The 21,585-nt window shown below is 64.2% G+C and carries 19 protein-coding genes and 1 tRNA gene; 10 read left to right on the top strand and 10 right to left on the bottom strand.

What is annotated here, in order from left to right; genetic code table 11:
• Window positions 1-210: 210 nt before the first annotated feature.
• The 3 genes from EN852_RS21805 to EN852_RS21795 are packed head-to-tail and all read left to right on the top strand — an operon-like array spanning window position 211 to window position 5,047.
• Entirely contained in the window at window positions 211-2,160 is a 1,950-nt protein-coding gene (locus tag EN852_RS21805; RefSeq protein WP_127865737.1) for a PrkA family serine protein kinase, read from the top strand.
• Window positions 2,161-2,179: 19 nt separating this feature from the next.
• Window positions 2,180-3,490 (top strand): YeaH/YhbH family protein, encoded by a 1,311-nt coding sequence (locus EN852_RS21800; protein ID WP_127876934.1) that lies wholly within the window; start codon window positions 2,180-2,182, stop codon window positions 3,488-3,490.
• A gap of 12 nt (window positions 3,491-3,502) precedes the next feature.
• Window positions 3,503-5,047 carry a SpoVR family protein gene (locus EN852_RS21795; RefSeq protein ID WP_127876933.1) on the top strand — a complete coding sequence of 515 codons (1,545 nt, stop codon included), beginning with the start codon at window positions 3,503-3,505 and terminating at the stop codon, window positions 5,045-5,047.
• A gap of 262 nt (window positions 5,048-5,309) precedes the next feature.
• Here the strand turns inward: EN852_RS21795 and EN852_RS21790 are convergent, their stop codons facing one another.
• From EN852_RS21790 to EN852_RS21780, 3 genes are read right to left on the bottom strand one after another with little or no spacing between them, the layout of a single operon-like run.
• Window positions 5,310-6,206, bottom strand: a complete 897-nt coding sequence (locus EN852_RS21790; RefSeq protein WP_127865734.1) for a transporter associated domain-containing protein — start codon at window positions 6,204-6,206, stop codon at window positions 5,310-5,312.
• Window positions 6,203-7,372: a 3-dehydroquinate synthase gene (aroB, locus tag EN852_RS21785; RefSeq protein WP_127876931.1), complete on the bottom strand. Its 1,170-nt coding sequence runs from the start codon at window positions 7,370-7,372 to the stop codon at window positions 6,203-6,205. Before aroB ends, EN852_RS21790 begins: the two co-directional genes overlap by 4 nt.
• The gene (locus tag EN852_RS21780) at window positions 7,369-7,998 is read right to left on the bottom strand and encodes a shikimate kinase (protein WP_127876929.1); all 630 of its coding nucleotides are present in this window, start codon (window positions 7,996-7,998) and stop codon (window positions 7,369-7,371) included. Before EN852_RS21780 ends, aroB begins: the two co-directional genes overlap by 4 nt.
• A 289-nt stretch (window positions 7,999-8,287) precedes the next feature.
• Here EN852_RS21780 and EN852_RS21775 point away from each other — a divergent pair, with 289 nt between their 5' ends.
• The 5 genes from EN852_RS21775 (at window position 8,288) to EN852_RS21755 (ending at window position 12,192) form a co-directional block, all read left to right on the top strand.
• Window positions 8,288-8,440: a hypothetical protein gene (locus EN852_RS21775; protein WP_042643428.1), complete on the top strand. Its 153-nt coding sequence runs from the start codon at window positions 8,288-8,290 to the stop codon at window positions 8,438-8,440.
• Window positions 8,441-8,453: 13 nt separating this feature from the next.
• Window positions 8,454-9,368 carry a site-specific tyrosine recombinase XerD gene (locus tag EN852_RS21770; RefSeq protein WP_127876927.1) on the top strand — a complete coding sequence of 305 codons (915 nt, stop codon included), beginning with the start codon at window positions 8,454-8,456 and terminating at the stop codon, window positions 9,366-9,368.
• Between the two features lie 100 nt (window positions 9,369-9,468).
• A complete protein-coding gene (locus EN852_RS21765; protein WP_127865730.1) occupies window positions 9,469-10,419 on the top strand; it encodes an acetyl-CoA carboxylase carboxyltransferase subunit alpha in 951 nt (316 codons plus the stop codon).
• 232 nt (window positions 10,420-10,651) lie between these two features.
• Complete coding sequence (locus EN852_RS21760) at window positions 10,652-11,941, top strand: murein L,D-transpeptidase family protein (protein WP_127876925.1); 1,290 nt, start codon at window positions 10,652-10,654, stop codon at window positions 11,939-11,941.
• Between the two features lie 11 nt (window positions 11,942-11,952).
• On the top strand, window positions 11,953-12,192 hold the full coding sequence (locus tag EN852_RS21755; protein ID WP_127876923.1) for a sulfurtransferase TusA family protein: 240 nt from the start codon (window positions 11,953-11,955) through the stop codon (window positions 12,190-12,192).
• Between the two features lie 18 nt (window positions 12,193-12,210).
• Here the strand turns inward: EN852_RS21755 and EN852_RS21750 are convergent, their stop codons facing one another.
• Both EN852_RS21750 and EN852_RS21745 read right to left on the bottom strand, forming a co-directional pair.
• Window positions 12,211-13,347: a GTP-binding protein gene (locus EN852_RS21750; RefSeq protein WP_189546101.1), complete on the bottom strand. Its 1,137-nt coding sequence runs from the start codon at window positions 13,345-13,347 to the stop codon at window positions 12,211-12,213.
• An 8-nt stretch (window positions 13,348-13,355) separates the two neighbouring features.
• Window positions 13,356-14,522 carry a D-alanyl-D-alanine carboxypeptidase family protein gene (locus EN852_RS21745; protein ID WP_127876919.1) on the bottom strand — a complete coding sequence of 389 codons (1,167 nt, stop codon included), beginning with the start codon at window positions 14,520-14,522 and terminating at the stop codon, window positions 13,356-13,358.
• 217 nt (window positions 14,523-14,739) lie between these two features.
• Between EN852_RS21745 and EN852_RS21740 the strand changes: the two genes are divergently transcribed.
• On the top strand, window positions 14,740-15,903 hold the full coding sequence (locus EN852_RS21740) for a M20 aminoacylase family protein (RefSeq protein ID WP_127876917.1): 1,164 nt from the start codon (window positions 14,740-14,742) through the stop codon (window positions 15,901-15,903).
• Window positions 15,904-16,014: 111 nt separating this feature from the next.
• A tRNA-Arg gene (locus EN852_RS21735) sits at window positions 16,015-16,091 on the top strand.
• A gap of 65 nt (window positions 16,092-16,156) precedes the next feature.
• Here EN852_RS21735 and EN852_RS21730 read toward each other — a convergent pair.
• From EN852_RS21730 to EN852_RS21710, 5 genes are all read right to left on the bottom strand, one after another.
• A complete protein-coding gene (locus EN852_RS21730; protein WP_127876915.1) occupies window positions 16,157-17,050 on the bottom strand; it encodes an adenylate/guanylate cyclase domain-containing protein in 894 nt (297 codons plus the stop codon).
• 199 nt (window positions 17,051-17,249) lie between these two features.
• Window positions 17,250-18,104, bottom strand: coding sequence for an anti-sigma factor (locus EN852_RS21725; RefSeq protein WP_246694346.1), 855 nt, complete (start codon window positions 18,102-18,104; stop codon window positions 17,250-17,252).
• 67 nt (window positions 18,105-18,171) lie between these two features.
• A complete protein-coding gene (locus EN852_RS21720; protein ID WP_246694345.1) occupies window positions 18,172-18,714 on the bottom strand; it encodes a sigma-70 family RNA polymerase sigma factor in 543 nt (180 codons plus the stop codon).
• Window positions 18,715-19,218: 504 nt separating this feature from the next.
• On the bottom strand, window positions 19,219-20,607 hold the full coding sequence (chrA, locus tag EN852_RS21715) for a chromate efflux transporter (RefSeq protein ID WP_127876909.1): 1,389 nt from the start codon (window positions 20,605-20,607) through the stop codon (window positions 19,219-19,221).
• Window positions 20,604-21,422, bottom strand: coding sequence for a sulfurtransferase/chromate resistance protein (locus tag EN852_RS21710; RefSeq protein WP_127876907.1), 819 nt, complete (start codon window positions 21,420-21,422; stop codon window positions 20,604-20,606). Before EN852_RS21710 ends, chrA begins: the two co-directional genes overlap by 4 nt.
• Window positions 21,423-21,585 lie beyond the last annotated feature (163 nt).

Below are 21,585 nucleotides of genomic sequence, written 5' to 3'. Positions count from 1 at the left end.
GTGCGAAACCAAATCCGCTCCTTGACCGTCCGCTGGCAATCACCACGTATGTTCATAGGCGAGCATTTACGGCCGAATCGGGGTGGCCCGAAGGCCAATACCGGAGTGCATTGTGCACACTTCCTTCAAGTGAAGGGAACCACAATGCTTTCCGGCGGTTGATGAAGCGATGAGCCGATTGGCAGCCTATCGGCTCCGAGGCAAAGCATCATGCGCGAGAACCAATCCGACGTCTTCGATCTGTTTTCGGAGATCTATTCCAACGCGGCCCAGGAAGAGATCAGCCTCCAGCAATATCTGCTGGCATGCCGCGAGGACAAATCCATGTACGCCTCGGCGCCCGAACGCATGGTCGAGGCGATCGGCGAGCCGAATCTGGTCGATACCAGCAAGGACGAGCGGCTCGGCCGCATTTTCTCCAACCGCACCATCAAGATCTATCCTTCCTTTTCCGACTTCTACGGAATGGAGGATACGATCGAGCGCATCGCCGGATATTTCCGCTACGCCTCGCAAGGCCTCGAGGAGCGCAAGCAGATCCTCTATCTCTTAGGCCCGGTCGGCGGCGGCAAATCCTCGCTCGCCGAACGGCTGAAGAAGCTGATGGAGGAGCGGCCCATCTACACGCTCAAGGTCGGCAACCAGATCAGCCCGATCTTCGAATCGCCGCTCGGCCTCTTCCATCCCGACCGGATGGGCGATCTGCTGGAGGATAAATACGGCATCGCCCGCCGCCGCCTGAACGGACTGATCTCGCCCTGGGCAGCCAAACGCCTCGACGAACTGTCCGGAGACATCTCCAAATTCAGCGTCGTCAAGCTGATGCCGTCACGGCTGCGCCAGATCTCCATCGCCAAGACCGAGCCCGGGGACGAGAACAACCAGGACGTCTCTGCCCTGGTCGGCAAGGTCGACATCAGGCAGTTGGAGCATTTCAGCCAGTCCGACCCGGACGCCTATTCCTACAGCGGCGGCCTCAACCGGACCACGCAAGGCCTGCTCGAATTCGTCGAGATGTTCAAGGCGCCGATCAAGGTCCTGCATCCGTTGCTGACCGCGACCCAGGAAGGCAGCTACAACGGCACCGAGAATTTCGGCGCCTTCCCCTATCAGGGCATCGTCGTCGCCCATTCCAACGAATCGGAATGGCAGCAGTTCAAGAACAACAAGAACAATGAGGCCTTCCTCGACCGCATCCTCGTGGTCAAGGTTCCCTATTGTCTGCGCATCACCGAGGAGCGGCAAATCTACGAGAAGCTGCTGCGCGAAAGCGAGCTGGCGAACAGTCCTTGCGCGCCCGAGGTGCTGGACATCCTCAGCCGCTTCACCGTCTCGACCCGTCTTGCCGAGCACGAGAACTCGCCGCTCTACACCAAGATGCGCGCCTATGACGGCGAGAACCTCAAGGAGATCGACCCGAAGGCGAAGTCGGTCCAGGAATATCGCGATGCCGCCGGCGTCGACGAGGGCATGACCGGCGTCAGCACGCGTTTCGCGTTCAAGATCCTGTCGCAGACCTTCAACTACGACACCAAGGAGGTGGCTGCCGATCCCGTGCACCTGATGTACATCCTCGAAGAGGCGATCAAGCGCGAGCAATTCCCGAAGGAAACGGAGGCCGCCTATCTCGAGTTCATCAAGTCGGAACTCGCTAGCCGCTATGCCGAGTTCATCGGCCACGAGATCCAGAAGGCCTATCTGGAATCCTACAGCGAGTACGGCCAGAACCTCTTCGACCGCTACATCGCTTATGCCGATGCCTGGATCGAGGATCAGGACTACAAGGACCCCGACACCGGCCAGATCCTCAACCGCGAGGTTCTGGAGAAGGAGTTGTCGCAGGTCGAAAAGCCGGCCGGCATCGCCAACCCCAAGGACTTCCGCAACGAAGTGGTCAAATTCACCTTGCGCGCCCGGGCGCGCAACCATGGCCGCAATCCTTCCTGGACGAGTTATGAAAAGCTTCGCGAGGTTATCGAGAAGCGCATGTTCGGCCAGGTCGAGGACCTGTTGCCGGTGATCAGCTTCGGCTCCAAGCAGGACAGCGTCACGGAGAAGCGGCACAATGAATTCGTGCAGCGCATGGTGGAGCGCGGCTATACCCAGCGGCAGGTGCGCCGATTGGTCGACTGGTACATGCGCGTGAACAAGGCGGGTTGAGGGACGCCCGAACGGTGCCATGCCGATCTTCATCGACCGCCGTCTGAACCCGAAAGACAAGAGCCTTGGCAATCGCCAGCGCTTCCTCAGGCGTGCCCGCGAGGATCTCAAGCGCAGCATCCGCGACAAGGTCCGTACCGGCGGCATCGCCGATCTCGACCGCGAACACGCCGTGCCGATGCCGCGCAAGGGCACGGACGAACCGAGCTTCGGCGACGACAGGCAAAGCGGCCGGCGCCAGCACGTCCTGCCCGGCAACAGGACGTTCAGCCCTGGCGATCTTATCGACAAGCCTGGCGGCGGCGGCGGTTACGGATCGGCTCCGGGGACCACGGAATCCGAAGACGACTTCCGCTTCGTGCTGTCGCGCGAGGAAGTGCTCGACCTTTTCTTCGAGGACCTCGAACTGCCGGATCTGGTCAAGCTCAACCTCAAGCAGATACTGAGCTTCAAGCCGAGGCGGGCAGGCTTCGCTGCAAGCGGAGCGCCGACCAACATCAATGTCGGACGCACGATGCGCAACAGCCACGGGCGGCGCATCGCGCTGAGGCGTCCCAAGCAGGCAGAGGTGGACGAAATCGCCCGGCAGATCGCCGAGTTGGAAGCGAAGCAGACAAGCGCCGCTGTGCGCGAACGCATCACGGCGCTGCGCGAAGAGCTTGAGCGGATCGAGCGTCGACGCAGGCGGATTGCCTATGTCGATCCGGTCGACATCCGTTTCAACCGCTTCGATCCCCAGCCCGTGCCCAATGCGAACGCGGTCATGTTCTGCCTGATGGATGTCTCGGGTTCGATGGGAGAGCGCGAGAAGGATCTGGCCAAACGCTTCTTCGTGCTGCTGCATCTCTTCCTGACGCGCCGCTATGAACGCATCGAGGTCGTCTTCATTCGCCACACCCACCAGGCCAAGGAGGTGGACGAGCAGACATTCTTCTATCACACCGAAAGTGGTGGCACGGTCGTCTCCACCGCGCTCGAGGAAATGCATCGCATCATCCAGGAACGCTATCCGGCCGCCGAATGGAACATCTACGCCGCCCAGGCCTCCGACGGTGACAACTTCGCCACCGACTCCGAGCGCTGCATAGAACTGCTTGACCGTAAGCTCATGCGGCTTTGCCAGTATTTCGCCTATGTGGAGATCATCGACGAGCGGGAAAGCCATATCTTCGGCTCGACCGAGAACGGCACGTCGCTCTGGCGCGCCTACAACGCCGTCGACGGCAAATGGCCGAACTTCCAGATGAGGCGCATTGCCGCGCCGGCCGATATTTACCCGGTCTTCCGCGAGCTCTTCGCCCGGCAGCCCGCTCTGCGCAAGAGCGCTTGAGGGGTTTCGGCAATGGTCAGCCAGGCGCGCAAATCCGAACTGCTGTTTTCCGGCTCGGACTGGAATTTTGCAAAGCTGTCTCGCGTCTATGACGAGATCGAGGCGCTCGGGACCGAGGAGTTGGGCCTAGACATCTATCCTGTGCAGATGGAGGTGATCTCTTCCGAGCAGATGCTCGACGCCTATTCCTCGGTCGGCATGCCGCTGATGTACCGGCATTGGTCTTTCGGCAAGCGTTTCCTCTACGACGAGTTTCTCTACCGCAAGGGCGCGCGCGGCCTGGCCTATGAGCTGGTCATCAACTCCAACCCCTGCATCGTCTATCTGATGGAAGAGAACACGATGGCCCTGCAGGCCCTGGTGACCGCGCATGCCGCGCTCGGCCACAACCATTTCTTCAAGAACAATCATCTCTTCCGGCAATGGACCGATGCCGGCGGCATTCTGAGCTATCTGGATTTTGCCAAGGGCTACATCGCCCGATGCGAGGAACGGCATGGCCTCGCGGCCGTGGAAGCGATCCTGGATTCGGCCCACGCGCTGATGGAGCAGGGCGTGTTTCGCTACCATCGGCCGCCGAAACTGTCGTCCGAGCAGCAGCGCGAGGGGCTGCGCGAGCGCCTCGAATACGAGGAGCGCTCCTTCAGCGATCTGTGGCGAACGCTGCCGCCCTCGCAGGGAAAGACCAAGCCGGAAGCGGGGGACGAAATCCTTGCCGAGCGGAAGAAATCGCTCAAGCTGCCGGAGGAGAACCTGCTCTATTTCCTGGAGAAGAACAGCCTCGTCCTCGAGCCCTGGCAGCGCGAGATCGTCAGGATCGTGCGCGTCATCGCGCAATATTTCTACCCGCAGCGGCAAACCCAGGTGATGAACGAGGGCTGCGCCACCTTCGTTCACTACACGATCATGAACACGCTGTTCGATCGTGGCCGCATCAGCGAAGGCGCCATGCTCGAGATCCTGCGCAACCACTCGAACGTGGTCTTCCAGCCGACCTATGACGATCCGCGCTACTCCGGCATCAATCCCTATGCGCTGGGCCTCGACATGATGCAGGATATCCAGCGCATCTCGACCGCGCCCACCGCCGAGGACCGCGACTGGTTCCCGGACATCGCCGGCCGCGGCGACTGGCGCGACACCTTGCTCGACGCCTGGGCCAACCACCGCGACGAGTCCTTCATCCGCCAGTATCTGAGCCCGGCGCTGATCCGCAAATGGCGGCTATTCATGCTGGCCGACGGCGCCGACGAGCCGCATTACGAGGTGGCCTCGATCCACAATGAGCGCGGCTACGCCAGGATAAGGTCGGCGCTGGCGCAAAGCTACGATATCGGTGCCAGCCGCCCCGACATCCAGGTGGTCGACGTTGACTTGCTTGGGGACCGGCATCTGCGGCTGCAGCACAAGGTCAAGGATGGCATCATGCTCGAGGGCCAGAGCCGCGACGCAACCCTGCGCCATATCCGCAACCTTTGGGGCTACGAGGTCAGCCTGGCGGCAATCGACGCCGGGACCGGCGCGACGCTCAGCGAGCGCTGGACGAAGGAATTGTGAGATCGCAAGCCGCTCCGCCTAGAGCAATTCCAGGAAAAGTGTGAGCGGTTTTCCGTCCGGAATTGCTTCAAAAACAAAGAGATAGAGCGGTTCGCCGTTTCCGTGAAACGGTGAAACGCTCTAGGTGTGTTGAGATTCAGGTCAGGCCGAGCCGAGAATGGTGGCTTCCGAGAACCGGAGCGGAGCGTACTGAAAGTACGTGAGCACCGGAAGCGCAGGAAGCTGCCATTCGCAGGCCGGCATCACCTGAATATCGACACACCTAGCTTTCGCTGGCGGGCCTGATCCTCAGCCTCGAAATGCGGTTCTTGTCGCGCTTCATGACGACGAAACGCTTGCCGTGAAAGGTGAAAGCCTGCTTTTCCTCGGGGATCGACTGCGTCTCATGGATGACGAGGCCGGCGATCGTCGTGGCTTCCTCGTCAGGCAGGTCCCAGTCGAGCGCGCGGTTCAAGTCGCGGATCGGCACGGTGCCGTCGACGACGACCGAACCATCGGCTTCTTTCTTGACGCCCTGCATGTCGACATCGTGCTCGTCGGCGATCTCGCCGACGATCTCCTCGATGATGTCTTCCAGCGTCACCAGCCCTTCGACCTCGCCATACTCGTCGACGACGATGGCGAAATGCGTCTTGCGCCGCAGGAAGGCGTTGAGCTGTTCCTGCAAGGTGGTGGTGTCCGGCACGAACCAGGGCTTCGCCGCGATCTTCATGACGTCGATCTGTGAAAAGTCGTTGCCGACCTCGTTGAGGGCCCTCAGCAGGTCTTTCGCGTGCAGCACGCCGACGATGTTGTCGAGCGAACCCTTCCACAGCGGCATGCGGGTGTGCGGACTCGTGAGGATCTCGCGCACCACCGCCTCCGGCGCATTGTCGGCATTGACCGAGCGCATATTGGTGCGATGGACCATGATATCCGACACTTCGAGCTCTTCGAGGTCGAAGAGGCCCTCGAGCCGGTTACGCTCCTCGCGGCCGGCTTCGCCGTCGCGACGGGAATCGTCGCTGTCATGATCCTTGCCGTTGCGCTCGGATCGCTGCGGCGGCTCGATCGGCCGCAGCGCGTAGCCAAAAGCGGCAAGCAAGCGGGCGCGGAACAGAAGCGCCGAAAGCAGGATGACGGCGAGGACGGCGGCGACGATCCAGCCGGCGTCGGTCATCCGGAACGGCTCCTCTTGGACCGTTCGGGATGGCTCAGCTTGAGCGCTGCGGGATGGCTCATCTTGAGGAAGGAGAGCACTTCCGAGGGCGGCACGTCCTTGGCGATGAACGACTGGCCGATGCCGTGTGTGAGGATGAAGGTCAGCGCACCGCGCGAGACCTTCTTGTCCTGGGTGATGAAGCCGAGCAGCGCCTCGGCATCCGGCAGTTCGCCCGGAATATCGGCCATCCGCCAGGGCAGGCCGACGGCGCGCAGATGCGCTTCGACGCGTTCCGCGTCGTCCGGACTCGCCAGGTTGAGCCGCGCCGAAAAACGATGCGCCAGCGCCATGCCGATGGCGACGCCCTCGCCATGCACCAGGCGCGCGCCGTCATAGTGCGTGGCGGCTTCCAGCGCATGACCGAATGTGTGGCCGAGATTGAGCAGCGCGCGGTCGCCGGTCTCGAACTCGTCGCGGGCGACGACGTCGGCCTTGGTGCGGCAGGCCTCGGCGATCGCCTCGACCCGCGCCGCGCCGCCGGCAAAGACGTCACGCCAGTTCTGTTCCAGCCAGGCGAAGAAGGCCGGGCGGTCGATCAGCCCGTATTTGGCGAGCTCGGCATAGCCGGCGCGGAACTCGCGGATCGGCAGCGTGTCGAGCACTTGAGTGTCGGCGAGCACCAGCCTGGGCTGGTGGAAGACGCCGACGAGGTTCTTGCCGCGCGGGCTGTTGATGCCGGTCTTGCCGCCGACGGAGGAATCGACCTGCGCCAGGAGCGAGGTCGGGATCTGCACGAAATTCATGCCGCGCCGCACGATGCCGGACGCAAAGCCGGCCAGGTCGCCGATGACGCCGCCGCCGAGCGCGATCACCACGTCGCGACGTTCGAGCTTTGCGGCGAGCACGCCGTCGACCACCTCCTCGAGATGGGCGAAGCTCTTGGTCTTCTCGCCGGCCGGCAGCGTGATGACGGCGGATTGGATGCCGCCCTTCTCCAATCCCGCCTTCAGCGTGTCGAGATGCGCGGCGGCGACGTTCTCGTCGGTGACGATGGCCGCGCGGGTGCCGGGAAGCCGGCGCGCAATCTCCTCGCCGGAGCGCGCAAGCAGCCCCGAGCCGATCAATATGTCATAGGCCCGGTCGCCCAGCCCGACCTCGACCTTCACCGGTTCGGCATGGCTCACGACTGCACCTCGTCCGTTGTGGCGCTTGTAGCGCCCGTCGCGATCGCCTCGACACCAAGATGGGCGCAGAGCGCCCCGACGACTTCGCCCGCGATGATCTCCTTGCGGTCGTCGCGCGTCGGCACGGTCAGGTCGGCGGTGGCGTAGACCGGGTAGCGCTCAGCCATCAGCTTCTCCAGCACGCCGCGCGGATCGGGATTCTTAAGCAGCGGCCGGTTCTGCTTCTTGGAGACGCGCTCCATCAACAGGTCCAGATCGGCCTTCAGCCAGACCGACACGCCATGCGCCGAAATCGCCTCGCGCGTGTGCGCGTTCATGAAGGCGCCGCCGCCAGTCGACAGCACCTGCGGTCCGTTCTCCAACAGGCGCAGGATCACGCGCTGCTCCAGCGCGCGGAATTCCGGCTCGCCATAGCGCTCGAACAGTTCCGGCACCGTCATGCGCGAGACGCTCTCGATCTCCTGGTCGCTGTCCATGAAGGGCAGCGAAAGCATGGTAGCCACCTTGCGGCCGATCGCCGTCTTGCCGGCGCCCATCAGTCCGACGAAGACGATCGAGCGGCCGCCGAGCCGTTCGACCAGCGCGGCATGGCCTTCGTCCGTTGGATTTGCGGGCAGAGCGTTCATCAGGGCCTCTTTGCGCCGTATCGACATCAAAAGCCTGTTTGCGTCAAGCACGGCCGGACAAACGTCCCAGGCAGTTCCGCAAAAGTGGCCCACGGTTTTGCAAAGGGTACCTGCGAAAAACACCAATCCCTAAGCAGGCATTCGTGGGCTTGCCCGCGAATGCCTGCTTAGGAGCTTTTCCGGCAAAACCTGCGGCGACCGGAATCCTTCGTCCTTGAATTGCCCCGTTTGGCGTCCCATAAGGGCACAGGGCTTTGGAAAAGCAGAACAACAAGACGGGCGAAATTTAATGCCGACTTTGTTTCGCTTCGTCGTGACGCTGGCGGTTCTTGCAGGCATTGCCTATGGCGCGATGTTCGCGCTGGCGATGTTCGTGGAGCCGAAAAAGGCGGAGATGAGCATCCGCATTCCCGCCGAGAAGCTCAACCCCAAGAAGAACTGACAAACCCGGCCCGATGAACAGCGCCGCCCGCATCGAAGCCTTCCTCGAAATGATGAGCGCCGAACGGGGGGCGGCTGAAAACACGCTTGCCTCCTACCGCCGCGACCTCAAGGACGCTTCCGAGGCGATCAAGGGCGGACTTGCGGGCGCGGGATCGGCCGACATCCGCGCCTATCTCGACGACGTTGCCGCGCGCGGCTTCGCGCCGACCTCGCAAGCACGCAAATTGTCGGCAATCCGCCAGTTCTTCAAATTCCTCTACGCCGAGGGACTGCGCGGCGACGATCCGACCGGCACGCTGGACAGCCCGCGCAAGGGCCGGCCGCTGCCGAAGACGATGAGCGAGGCCGAGACCGGCCGCCTGCTCGACCGGGCGGCGCAGGAAGCCGGCGAAGCTGGTCCGGATGGCGACCGGATGGCGGCGTTGCGCCTGCACGCGCTGGTCGAGGTGCTCTACGCCACGGGCCTGCGCGTGTCCGAGCTGGTCGGCCTGCCGGTGACGGTGGCGCTGCGCGACGACCGCTTCTTCATGGTGCGCGGCAAGGGCGACAAGGAGCGCATGGTGCCGCTCTCGACCAAGTCGCGCGCGGCCATGCGCGCCTGGCTTGCCGCCAGGGCCGAGCGGCCGGCCTTTGCCGAGAGCCCGTTCCTGTTTCCGGCCTCCTCCGACAGCGGCCATCTTTCCCGGCAGGTTTTCGCCCGCGATCTCAAGGGCTTGGCCGCGCGATCCGGCATTGCGGCGGCGAAAATCTCGCCGCATGTGCTTCGCCATGCCTTTGCCAGCCATCTCCTGCAAAACGGCGCCGATCTCAGAGCCGTTCAGCAACTCCTTGGCCATGCCGACATCTCGACCACGCAGATCTACACCCATGTGCTGGAGGAGCGGCTGGTGCGGCTGGTCAACGATCATCATCCGCTTGCCGACTAGGCCTCATATCGCTATGTGAGGGCGACGTTCCACCGCCCGGAGCCGGCATTTCAGCGGTTCCGCCAGCCATTTGCCTTCCGACGGATCGGTCCGCTCAAGCATGTACAACTACCTCGACTTTGAAAAGCCGGTGCAGGATCTGGAGCTCAAGATCCTTGAGCTGAAGAAGCTTGCCGAGAACGGCGAGGCGGTCGATGTCGCCGAAGAGATCAGCCGGCTGGAAAAGCGTTCGCGCGACGCCTTGCGCGACCTCTATAAGGCGCTCACGCCCTGGCAGAAGGTGCAGGTCGCGCGCCACCCCGACCGCCCGCATTGCGTCGACTACATCAAGGCGCTGTTCACCGATTTCACGCCCCTGGCCGGCGACCGCAATTTCGGGGATGACCAGGCGATCGTCGGCGGCTTCGCCCGCTTCCGCGGCGAGCCGGTGGCGGTGATCGGCCAGGAAAAGGGTTCGGACACGGCAAGCCGCATCAAGCACAATTTCGGCTCGGTGCGGCCGGAAGGCTACCGCAAGGCGGTCCGCCTAATGGAACTGGCCGACCGTTTCAAGATCCCGCTTCTGACGCTGGTCGACACCGCCGGCGCCTATCCCGGCGTCGGCGCCGAGGAGCGCGGCCAGGCCGAGGCGATCGCGCGTTCGACCTCGGCCTGTCTTTCGCTGAAAGTGCCGTCGATCTCGGTGGTCATCGGCGAAGGCGGTTCCGGCGGCGCCATCGCGATCGCCACCGCCAACCGGGTCTACATGCTGGAGCACGCCATCTATTCGGTGATCTCGCCCGAAGGCGCGGCCTCGATCCTGTGGCGCGACACTACCCGCTCCAAAGACGCGGCGACCAACATGAAGATCACCGCGCAGGATCTTCTCGAGATGAAGATCATCGACGCCATCATTCCCGAGCCGATGGGCGGCGCCCAGCGCGCGCCGGAGACGGTGATCGCTTCCACCGGCGACCTCATCGCCAGGACGATGAAGGACTTTGCCGGCGCCAACACCGATTTCCGCGAGCAACGCCGCGAGAAGTATCTCGCGATGGGCCGCAGCCTCTAAATCGGGCATCTGGCGGTAAACTGTGGCGGCCACGAGCAATTTCGCCACAAAAATGCCGCCGCATTCGGCTCAATGAAACTTGCCGTGAGGGGTTTGCCCAGATTCGTGCGAAGGCTTGCGGTAAGGAATTTTCAAGGTTAACGGGCTTACGGTCCACTGGTGTTCAGCCTGCGGGCCCGGCCGTGCCGAGAGCCGTTGGCCCGAGACCCGAGAGAAAAGCATAGCCGTACCCATGTTTGCCAAGCTTGCCCGCACCGGAGTCCTGATCGCCGCCATCGGCGTCGCCGGCTGCAATGATTCGTCGATGAAGGATTTCGCGCCGGAAGCCAACAAGCCGCTGCCGGACAAGATCCTCGCCGACATGAAGGCCAAGGGCATGGTTCGCACCTCCTCGGTGATGGCGCGCATCTTCAAGGAGGAAGGCAAGCTGGAGATCTGGAAGGCCAAGACCAACGGCCGCTACGATCTCGTCGCCAGCTACGACATCTGCAAATGGTCGGGAAAGCTCGGCCCCAAATACACCGAGGGCGACCGCCAGGCGCCGGAAGGCTTCTACACCGTCCGTCCGTCGCAGATGAACCCGCGCTCGAATTACCATCTGTCGTTCAACATCGGCTTCCCAAACGCCTATGACCGCGCCAATGGCCGCACCGGCCAGAACCTGATGGTGCACGGCGCCTGCTCGTCGTCCGGCTGCTATTCGATGACCGACGCTCAGATCGAGCAGATCTATGCCTTCGGCCGCGACGCCTTCCAGGGCGGCCAGACCGAATTCCAGATCCAGGCCTTTCCGTTTCGCATGACCGCCGCCAACATGGCGCGCTACCGCAACGACCCGAACTACGAGTTCTGGAAGATGTTGAAGGTCGGCTACGACAATTTCGAGATCACCAAGGTGCCGCCGAAGGTCGACGTCTGCGAGAAGCGCTACGTCTTCAACCAGGTCGCGCCTGAAGGCACGACTTTCAACCCAACCGGCCCCTGCCCCGAGACGACGCAGCCGGATTCGCTGAAGACCGCCTTCACGAATTACGAGAAAAGCTACGACGCGGCCTTCAATTCGGCCGTGAATTCCAGCAACCCGCCACCGAAGCCGACGATTGCCGGCATCAAGGAAGCCAGCATCGTTTCCGACTGGTCGAAGCGCCGCGCCCGCGGCGAGCGCGTGCCGATCGAGCCGCCGTCGATGAATGCGGACGGCTCGGTGACGGAAACGACCCGCATGGGCCGTATCGATTCCCCGGCTGGCCGCAAGATGGCCGCGCTCGACGCGGAGAAGGAAGCCAAGCGCAAGGCCGAGGAGCAGCGGCTGGCCGCGATCGAGGCGGCCAAGGCCGCCAAGGAACAAGCCAAGGCGCAAGCGCTGGCCGAAAAGGAAGCCGCCAAGCAGGCGGCGCAGCAGCCGGTCGTCACCGCCGGCGTCGAGGCGGCGCCCGCGCAGGAAACCCAGCAGGCGGCCGACGCCGACCAGGGCACCGTGTCGAAGCTGAAGAAGAAGCTGCTCGGCATGTTCGGCGGCTGAGAGCCTCCAGCTTGGCAAAGCCGCCCGCCATCTACGATCTCAAGGGACTGAACTGTCCTTTGCCGGTGCTGAAAGCCCGCAAGCGGCTGGCCGCCATGCGGCCGGGCAGCCGACTTTGGCTGGAAACCACCGATCCGCTGGCCGTGATCGACATCCCGGCCTTCTGCGCTGACGCCGGCCATCAGTTGGTCGAGACGGCCGCGATCACCGGCGGCCACCGCTTCCTGGTCGAACGTGGCAACGCGGCCTGAGCCGGCGTCGCTTTCGGCCTATAACCCTGCAATCGCCAGCGGATTGGCTTCCAGCGCCGCCCGATCCGGCGTGTCGATCGACGGCTTGTTGGTGAACGCCGCGAACAGGCGCTGGATATAATCCTGAGGCATGTCCAGCGTGATCAGCACCAGCCTGGTGCCGCGCTGGCCGTCCGGCCATGCCGGCAGCCTTGCCGGCGGATGCAGGATCTTCTGCACGCCATGAATGACCAGTGGCCGCGACGGATCCTCCGCAAGCTCGATCACGCCCTTCATCCGCAGCAGCTTCTCGCCATGCGTCGAGCGCAGAAGGTCGAGGAACATCTCGATTGACGAGAACGGCACCGGGCCTTCATGCACGAGCGAGTGCGTGCGCACGCGCGTATCGTGGCGATGCTCATGATGGTGGTTGTGATCATGATCGCCGTCATGGTGATGATGGCCATGATCTTGGTGATGATCCTGATCATGGTGATGATCTTGATCATGCGCCGCCTCTTCGCCAAGCCAGCGCCGCACGTCGGCGGACTTGGTCTCAGGATCATAGAGACCGCAATTGAACAGCGCCGCGGCGCCGGCCTCGTTGACGTCGAGCACGAGGGCGCCCGGATTGACCTGCTTCAGCCTCGCCCGCAACACCTCGACCTCGGCTGCGTCGGCAAGGTCGGTCTTGGTCAGCACGATGCGATCGGCCACCGCCGCCTGTTTCACCGCCTCAACATGCGCGTCGAGCGTTGCCTCGCCATTGACGGCGTCGACCAGCGTGATGACGCCGTCGAGCCGGAAGGCCTGCACCAGCGCAGGATGCGCCATGATCGACTGCAGCACCGGCGCAGGATCGGCCAGTCCCGTCGTCTCGACAACAACGCGGGCGAGTTTCGCTATGCGGCCGGTCTGCAGCCGGTCGACGAGATCGGCAAGCGTGTCGACAAGGTCGCCGCGCACCGTGCAGCACAGGCACCCGTCGGAAAGCTGGATGATGCCGTCGGACGCCTGCTCGACCAAAAGATGGTCGATCGCCACCTCGCCGAACTCGTTGATGATCACCGCCGTGTCAGCAAGCCCGGGATCCTTGAGCAGCCGGTTGAGCAGCGTCGTCTTGCCGGCGCCGAGAAAGCCGGTGATCACGGAAACGGGAATGGGAAAGCCGCCCATCATGATGGCTAGTTCGCCGCCTTGGCGGGCTGGTCGCCCTGCGCCCCTGCTGCGGCGGTCGCCGCCGGCTCGGCGCCGGCCGGTGCCGGCCTGTCGGGCCGCCAGCTCGGCAGCGGCACGTCGGCATAGTTCTGGTCGGTCTGGTCGACGAATGCCTTCGGCGCCGGCCCGGTGGCGCCGCCCAGGCCAACCGCGATCAGCGTCGGATGATCGAGCTTCACCTGATAGGGCGACTTCGGCTTATCCTTGGCAGCGACCTCGGGGGCCGCCTCGGATTGCTCCTCCTTCGGCTTCTTCTTGCAGATCTCGTCATGCATGTCGTTGGGCGACAGCGTGTCGCCATAGGGCTTGAGCGCGGCCAGCGTGGTCGAACCCGCCGCCGGCGTATCGAAACCCTGGTCGAGCAGCTTTGCCGCCGCCTCGGCGCGGCTGACCGCCGATTTCTCGCCAAGCACCACCGCGACCAGCGTGCGGCCGTTGCGCGTCGCGGAACCGATCATGTTGAAGCCGGAAGAGCAGACGAAGCCGGTCTTCATGCCGTCGGCGCCGGGATAGCGGCCGATCAGGAGATTGTAGTTCGGGAGCGCCTTCTTGCCGACGGCAAGGCCCTCGATCGAGAACCACGGCGCATATTGCGGGAAGTCGTTGCGGATCGCCGTCACCAGCACGGCGAGGTCGCGCGCGGTCGTGTACTGGTCCGGCGAATAGAGCCCGTTCGGATTGACGAAATGCGTTCCGACCATGCCGAGCCGGGCCGCCTCGGCGTTCATGCGGTCCGCGAAGGCTGCCTGCGATCCGCCGATATTCTCGCCCACAGCCATGGCGATGTCGTTGGCCGATTTGACCAGCATCATCTTCAGCGCATTGTCGAGGCGCATCACCGAGCCCGGCTTGAAGCCCATCTTGCTCGGCGGCTCGCCGGCCGAATGCTTCGTCACCTTGATCGGCGAATCGAGCGCCACTTCGCCGGCCTGGATGGCGCGGAAGGCGACATAGGCCGTCATCAGCTTGCTGAGCGAGGCCGGATACCAGCGCTTGAACGCGTCCTGATGCTCCAGAATGGAGCCGCTCTTGAGATCGAACAGGACCACCGGATTGGCGCGCGCAACGCCAGCAAACACCGGAAGCGCCAACGCGCCCGCCAGCAATAGGTTGAGGAAATGCCTCTGCCGCATGATCAAATCCGAAATCGCCTCTTGCCGTGATCGCCGCTGGGTCCGTAAGATTTCGTTACCCATCGCCAGCATAAATGCGGCCCGATCCCTCGACCCGGACCCCTTTGTTGCGGTGCTATTTACCCTATGTGACGCCAAAATGGCAGAGTTCAAGACAATCACAATTGCTGGGCAGCGGCTCTGAACCGCCTGCCGTCAACCAAGAGATGGACCGATCATGCCGATTCTGAACCGCGCCGCGCAAATGCAGGAAGAAGTCGCCGGCTGGCGACGACATCTGCACCAGACACCGGAGCTGAATTTCGACGTCTTCCAGACCGCTGGCTTCGTCACCGAGAAGCTGAAGGCCTTCGGTTGCGATGAGGTGGCGACGGGGCTGGGCAAGACCGGCGTCGTCGGCATCATCCGCGGCCGCAAGGGCGATGGCCCGACGATCGGGCTGCGCGCCGACATGGACGCGCTGCCGATCGAGGAGATCACCGGCAAGCCATGGGCCTCGACCGTGCCCGGCAAGATGCATGCCTGCGGCCATGACGGCCATACCGCGATGCTGCTGGGAGCCGCCAAATATCTTGCCGAGACGCGCAATTTCGCCGGCACCGTGGCGGTGATCTTCCAGCCGGCCGAGGAAGGCGGCGGCGGTGGCAACGAGATGGTCAAGGACGGCATGATGGAACGCTTCGACATCGAGAAGGTGTTTGGCATGCACAATATGCCGGGCCTGCCGGTCGGCCAGTTCGCCATCAAGCCCGGCCCGATCATGGCCGCGACCGCGGAATTCACCATCACCGTCAAGGGCCGCGGCGGCCATGCCGCGATGCCGCACGGCACGATCGATCCGATCGTCATCGCCAGTCAGCTGGTGGGCGCGCTGCAGACCATCGCCTCGCGCAGCACCGACCCGGTCGAGGCCGTGGTGGTGTCGGTGACGAAGTTCCACGCCGGCGATGCCTATAACGTCATCCCCGAAAGCGCCGAGATCGCCGGCACCGTTCGCACGCTGAAGAAGGAAGTGGCCAAGAAATCGGAAGAGCGCATCCGCGCCATCTGCGCCGGCATCGCGACCGCCTTCGGCGCCACGATCGAGGTCGGCTACGACGCCAACTACCCCGTCACCTTCAACCATGCGGAAGAGACGGTCTTCGCCAGCGATGTCGCCGCCGATGTCGCCGGCGACGCGCATGTCCATCGCGCCATACAGCCGGTGATGGGCGGCGAGGATTTCTCCTATATGCTGGAAGCCCGCCCTGGCGCCTTCATCTTCATCGGCAACGGCGACACCGCCGGCCTGCATCACCCTGCCTACGACTTCAACGACGAGGTCATCCCGCACGGCATGAGCTATTGGGTGAAGCTCGCCGAGACGGCGCTGGCGGCCTGACGGCACAGGCTTGGCAACAGGAGGCGGCCGCCCATCGCAAGACGGCCGCCTGATCGGCTTTCAGACTCCCCTTGGCGAACCGGCCCGAAGCGTTTATGTGTCGGGCCGCGTGGTCCCGTAGCTCAGTAGGATAGAGCGGCAGATTCCTAATCTGTAGGTCACAGGTTCGATTCCTGTCGGGATCACCATCTCTTCAACCGACCGGTGAAAAATGCAGGCCCGCGGTGCCGCGCTCCTCCCGCAACCGGCCAACTCAGCCGGAGATAATCTCATAGTGCAGGATCTGGGCGTCGCCGAGGGACGATCTGCGTCCAGGCGAGATGACGCCGGAGCCGAAGAGGAGGATATCTTCGCGGCGTACGAAGACTTCTTCCTGGCCGGGTCCCATCGACACGAATGTGCCCGACGAGCTCCGCTCGACAAGCCGTGCCTTGCCATTCGAAATGGTGAAGGTCGCGTGGTGCCTTGAGACCCAGGGCCGCTGGACGACGATATCGCATTCCGAAGATCGGCCGATCGTCACCGATTCGTTGTTTCGGCAGGATCCCAACTGATCTCCATAGCGGATGACCAGATTGATCTGCCGCGGCGGCGCGGAGCGCCTTTCGATAATGGTGCCCCGGCTGGCGACGTTCGTGCTGGGGACCCCATCGTCGCTTCTCAGCGTATAGACATCGAAGAGTTCCTGCTTGCCCTTGAAGGCCATTTTGTCGAGGAGCCGCAAGGCACTGCGGCTGCTCGCCGAAAGCGCTTCGAAGAAGCTCTGGCTGATCAGCACCTCCCCCGGATTGGCCGTGGTGGACAGCCTTGCTGTGACATTGACAACATCGCCGAACACCGCGCCGCGCGCGCGAATGACCGCCCCGAAATGCAATCCGATCCGGGCGCTCAACGGCCCTCTCGTCAGTTGGCTGTTGATCTGGCAGACGGCCCTCAGCGCCGCCTCCGAGCTTTCGAACAGACTGAGCACGTCATCGCCCTTCGAGTAAATGAAGTCACCGCCATGCTGGGCGACGATCGCGCGTATCGCGTCGAGGCAGTCCGAGACCTGCCGCAGAGCGGCATCGTCGCCGATGCGCTCATAGAGCGGCGTGCTGCCCACGACATCAGCTAACAGGACTGCGGCTAGAAGTCTTTCCTGATCCATTGCCCCGCATCCGCCACGAGAACGCAGCGTTTATAACATACCAAAGTCGACCTCGACCTATCTACTTGCGCGCCTTGGGGCCGGCGAAACGGGCAAGTGCTTTGGGGCGATCATCTTGGACGGACAGGCACCTGCCTTCGCTCATCCAGCCAAACGGACTATCGGCCTCAAAAAATAGCGGCGACAAAAGTTCGTTTCCCTAACCCGGACTGCCCGCTGCCGGATGGGCGATGGTCGCCGCCCGGAAGCGGGCGACGAAATCGTCGAGCGCCGGGCGTTCGGCATCCGAGATCGCCCAGTAGGAGAAGGCGTCGTCGGTCCAGTGGACCAGGAGGAAGCCGCCTGCCTCGAGGTCGTCCGCCACCGGCACCGACTTGGCCTCGTTCTGCCGGGGCGCCGCAACCAGGGTGATCAGATGCTCGTGATGGCGATAAACCAGCGCCGGCATCGGCCTGTCGCCGATCACCTCGACGCGTCCGCCAAGCAGCGCGTAGCCGTCCTTGGCCATGTCGGGCGCCGGCGGCGACACGCCGATCCGGCCGTCGAGCCATGGTTTCACCGTATGGCGGTCGGACGAGACGATGTCGACCGGCGTCGCCGCGAGCAGGCTGCGGCGATGGCCGTTGGCGACGGCGACCGCAAAACTTTCGGCCCCGTTATCCGCCGTGGCGAGCCACTGCGTCGCCCCGCTGGCGAGAAACGCCGTGAGCACGATCGAGGCCGCCATCTGGCGCCAGTCGAAGGAGTTGAACCAGCGCGACGCGCGTGGCCGCATCTCTATGACTTTGCCCTGTTGCAGTTGCGGCTGCTGCTCCGCCTTTGCGGAAGCTGCTTGCGGCGCCTCCGCTTCTTCCGGGCTTTTCACCTGGGCAATGGCGGCGATGCGCGCCAGGAAATCGTCGCTGACGGCCGGGCGCGGCACGCTGGCGACAGCGCCGCGCAGCGCCACAAGGCGTGCATGCTCGGCGGCCAATTCCGGGTCAGCGGCCATGCGCCGCTCGACGGCCAGTGCGGCCGCGGCATCGAGCTCACCATCGACAAGGGCGTGGATCATCAGTTTCATATCCTGGGGGTCTTCCGGCAATCCGTCCTCACGCGTGCGATTTTCATGCGGGCGATTTTCATGCGGGCTCATGGTGGCGCCCTCCAAGTTCCGTCATCAACAGGCCGCGTGCCCGTGCCAGCCGCGACATCACGGTGCCTTGCGGCACGCCGAGCATGGCGGCGATCTCGCGGTAGCTGAGACCGTTTACGTCACGCAGCACCAGCGTTTCGCGGAAGGCTTGCGGCAGCCTTGCGATCGCCGCTTCCACCGCCGCCGAATTCGCCTTGGCGATCAGCGCCGCCTCTGGGCTGTCGGCATCATTGTCGGGCGGCGGCGACACGTCGTCGAGATCGGCGAGGTCGCCGACCGCCACCACGCTGCGCGGACGGTTCTTCGCCATCCATGTATAGGAGGCGTTGCGCACGATGGTGAGCAGCCACGCGCGGGGGTTTCCCCCAGCGAAGCCGGCAATGCCCGCATGCGCTTTGAGACAGGCCTCCTGCACCACATCCTCGGCGTCGGCGTGATTGCCGGTGAGCCAGCGGGCAAGCGACAGCGCGTCGCCGAGATGCGGCAGCACCACTTCGGCAAAACGCGCGGCCAGTATCTTTTCGCTCAACACCGTTCCACCGTCAGCCGCTTCCGTCAGGGGCTTGCGGCCACCTTCGGCAGATGGCGCGGACCTGTCCCTGCTCGTGCGGGTGAAGATCGCGACTGCAGGCGCCGGCGCCTGCTTCGGGGGAGGAGAAGGCATTGGTGTCACCGGAGTCAAGTATCTCAAAGGAGCGGCGCGCCTCGGGAGGGGACGGCGCACCGCTGGCTGCAATGAGGTGCTCGCCGTCATGGTCGTGGATCTCAATGGTTGCGATCGGCACGGATCAGGGCCGGCGTCGGGGCGGCATCGCCCGGAACAGATGCGCCCAGCGCCAACGCTCCAAAGGGTGGCGGTGGCAGGCGCCTTCGCCGTCTTCGGTCCTCGCGCTGGTATTTTCATGCCGCTTCATGGGCAGTCTCCTGCTGTTGCGCACGTGGCGCATACCCAGAAGACCGGCGGACCCAGTCGTTTATTCCCGGCGACCGGCTTTTTTGTTCAAGCCTGGCATGATCGGTTTGTTGAGCCCTCTCACAGCGCCTGCAGAACGAGCCCCACCAGCGCCGATCCGGCCAGCGTCGGCAGCATGCCGGCCTTCAACCTGAACATGGCGACCATCGCCGCCGCCGACAGCAGTGCGGCGCGCCAGTCGAGCGAGGACAGGACCGGCACCTCGACGCCCCATCCGACGCTTGCGACCTTGCCGAAGACGACATGCAGCGCGAACCACAGCGCAAGGTTCATGATCACGCCGACCACCGCCGCCGTGATCGCGCCGAGCGCCGCCGTCAGCGCCTTGTTCTGCCTCAGCTGCTCGATGTAGGGCGCGCCCAAGAATATCCAGAAGAAGCAGGGAACGAAGGTGACCCAGAGCGTCAGCAGCGATCCGAGCGATCCGGCCAGCAACGGGCTGACAAAGCCGGCATGGCGATAGGCGGCGGCGAAGCCGACGAATTGTAGCACCAGGATCAGCGGCCCGGGCGTCGTCTCGGCAAGGCCGAGCCCGTCGACCATCTCGCCGGGCGACAGCCATCCGAAGGAGGTGACCGCCGCCTGCGCGACATAGGCCAGAACCGCATAGGCGCCGCCGAAAGTGACGACGGCCATCAGGCTGAAGAAGCCGCCGATCTGCGCCCACACGCTGCCTGGCCCCGCCAGCAAGGCGATCAGCGCCACCGGTCCGAGCCAGAGCGGCAGCCAGATGGCAATGGTGCGGGCCGCGTGCCATCTGGTGGGCACGGTGTGGGCCAGCTCGCCGCGCTCGAACATCAGGTCGACCACGCCGATTCTGTCGACGGTGGCCCCGCCCTTGCCATGCGCCGAGCCGGAAAACAGGCCTGGCGCGAAGCGGCTGCCGACCCAGCCGATGAGGCCTGCCGCAAGCACGATCAGCGGGAACGGCAGCTTGGCGATGTAGATGGCGAGGAACGCCGCCACCGCGATCGCCACCATGGCACGGTTCTTCAGCGCCCGCTTGCCGATGCGGATCACCGCCTCGACGACGACGGCCAGCACCGCCGCCTTGACGCCGAAGAACAGCGCCTCGACGACCGGCGCGTCGTTGTAGAGCATGTAGAAGCTGCTCAGGCAAAGCATCACCAGCGCGCCGGGCAGCACGAACAGCGTGCCGGCGACCAGCCCGCCCGCCGTGCGGTGCAGCAGCCAGCCGATATAGACGGCAAGCTGCTGCGCCTCCGGCCCAGGCAGAAGCATGCAATAGTTGAGCGCGTGCAGGAAACGCTCCTCGCCGATCCAGCGGCGCTCCTCGACCAGCTCCTTGTGCATCAGCGCGATCTGCCCGGCCGGCCCGCCGAAGGAAAGCAGGCCGATCTTGGCCCAGAGCCGCGTCGCCTCGCGAAAACTCGGCATGGCCGGAGCTTCGGCCGGACGCGCGGCTCCATCCTTGGCAAGGACAGTCATGGCGCCTTGCCTCCGGCCGGCCAATTATGCGTCTCGTCCGCTGCGTCGCGGCACCAGCGGAAGAAGGCGTCATAGAGCAGCATGCCGGCTTCCAGCTGCTCGAGATCGTCGCGGAACATGCGCGACAGGCCGAGCGAGGCAGCAAGGAACCCGGCCGCCTGCGGCACGAGGTCGAGCCGCGCCGTGTCCGCCCCGCGCACGATCAGCGCCAGGCGGTCGAGCGGCTCGGTGCGCAGGCCGAATTCCTCGATCATCGTGTCGAAGCTGCAGCGATCGCCCCGGTGGCTCCAGAAGACGCCTTCGATATCGAAGGGAACCGCCGCGAAGCGGTCCGCCACCAGAGGCACCTCGGCCGGATCGACGAACAGGAACACCGCATCAGGATCGACGAAGCGGCGGATCAGCCAGGGGCAGGCGATGCGGTCGACCTTAGGCCGGGAACGGGTGACCCACACGGTGCGTCCCTTCTCGTCGCGCGGCGGGATCGCGCCTGCGCTGACCAATGGCGCCTTGGCGGCGACCCAGGCCTCGAAGCCGCCTTCCAGCGACTCCGCCGGGATGCCCTCATGGCGCAGCCATGCGGCCACGCCTTGCGACAGCTTCTGCCCCCTCTGGCAGATCACGACGACTTTTGCTCCGGAGAACTCGGCCGCCCAGGTCGAGACGGTTCTGAAGTCGCGCCGGTACGAAGCCGGCAAAAGGCGTGGGTCGGCCTGGTAGTCGTCATCGACGCGCACGTCGATGAGAACTGGCGCATCGGGCAGGCCGACGAGACGGGAAAGCTGCGGAACGGTGATTGCGGTTGTTGACGGCATGGCGTCCACCTCCTGAACAGAGAGAGTTTGGACGCGATCGTTGGGCTGACGCCTCACGGGGTCGTCGCGGGGAACCCCTTGTGGAAATGCTGGAACGGTCCCCTGCGATTGTCAAGAAATCAAATTGCCAAGGAGGACGCGAGCTCCGCTCCGCCCTTTCCTG

The sequence above is a fragment of the Mesorhizobium sp. M2E.F.Ca.ET.209.01.1.1 genome, assembly GCF_004010375.2.
Taxonomy (GTDB): Bacteria; Pseudomonadota; Alphaproteobacteria; order Rhizobiales; family Rhizobiaceae; genus Mesorhizobium.
Note: the sequence above shows the minus strand (reverse complement) of the source record. Positions and strands in the feature narration are given on the sequence as shown.

Bases quoted from the DNA above. Each gene is read 5' to 3' on its own strand.
- EN852_RS21775 (WP_042643428.1), top strand. From the start codon at position 8,288: ATGCCGACTTTGTTTCGCTTCGTCGTGACGCTGGCGGTTCTTGCAGGC.
- EN852_RS21710 (WP_127876907.1), bottom strand. From the start codon at position 21,422: ATGCCGTCAACAACCGCAATCACCGTTCCGCAGCTTTCCCGTCTCGTC.
- chrA (WP_127876909.1), bottom strand. From the start codon at position 20,607: ATGACTGTCCTTGCCAAGGATGGAGCCGCGCGTCCGGCCGAAGCTCCG.
- EN852_RS21770 (WP_127876927.1), top strand. From the start codon at position 8,454: ATGAACAGCGCCGCCCGCATCGAAGCCTTCCTCGAAATGATGAGCGCC.
- EN852_RS21805 (WP_127865737.1), top strand. From the start codon at position 211: ATGCGCGAGAACCAATCCGACGTCTTCGATCTGTTTTCGGAGATCTAT.
- EN852_RS21800 (WP_127876934.1), top strand. From the start codon at position 2,180: ATGCCGATCTTCATCGACCGCCGTCTGAACCCGAAAGACAAGAGCCTT.
- EN852_RS21725 (WP_246694346.1), bottom strand. From the start codon at position 18,104: ATGATCCACGCCCTTGTCGATGGTGAGCTCGATGCCGCGGCCGCACTG.
- EN852_RS21790 (WP_127865734.1), bottom strand. From the start codon at position 6,206: ATGACCGACGCCGGCTGGATCGTCGCCGCCGTCCTCGCCGTCATCCTG.
- EN852_RS21745 (WP_127876919.1), bottom strand. From the start codon at position 14,522: ATGCGGCAGAGGCATTTCCTCAACCTATTGCTGGCGGGCGCGTTGGCG.
- EN852_RS21750 (WP_189546101.1), bottom strand. From the start codon at position 13,347: ATGGGCGGCTTTCCCATTCCCGTTTCCGTGATCACCGGCTTTCTCGGC.
- EN852_RS21740 (WP_127876917.1), top strand. From the start codon at position 14,740: ATGCCGATTCTGAACCGCGCCGCGCAAATGCAGGAAGAAGTCGCCGGC.
- EN852_RS21780 (WP_127876929.1), bottom strand. From the start codon at position 7,998: ATGAACGCTCTGCCCGCAAATCCAACGGACGAAGGCCATGCCGCGCTG.
- EN852_RS21765 (WP_127865730.1), top strand. From the start codon at position 9,469: ATGTACAACTACCTCGACTTTGAAAAGCCGGTGCAGGATCTGGAGCTC.
- EN852_RS21795 (WP_127876933.1), top strand. From the start codon at position 3,503: ATGGTCAGCCAGGCGCGCAAATCCGAACTGCTGTTTTCCGGCTCGGAC.
- EN852_RS21730 (WP_127876915.1), bottom strand. From the start codon at position 17,050: ATGGATCAGGAAAGACTTCTAGCCGCAGTCCTGTTAGCTGATGTCGTG.
- EN852_RS21760 (WP_127876925.1), top strand. From the start codon at position 10,652: ATGTTTGCCAAGCTTGCCCGCACCGGAGTCCTGATCGCCGCCATCGGC.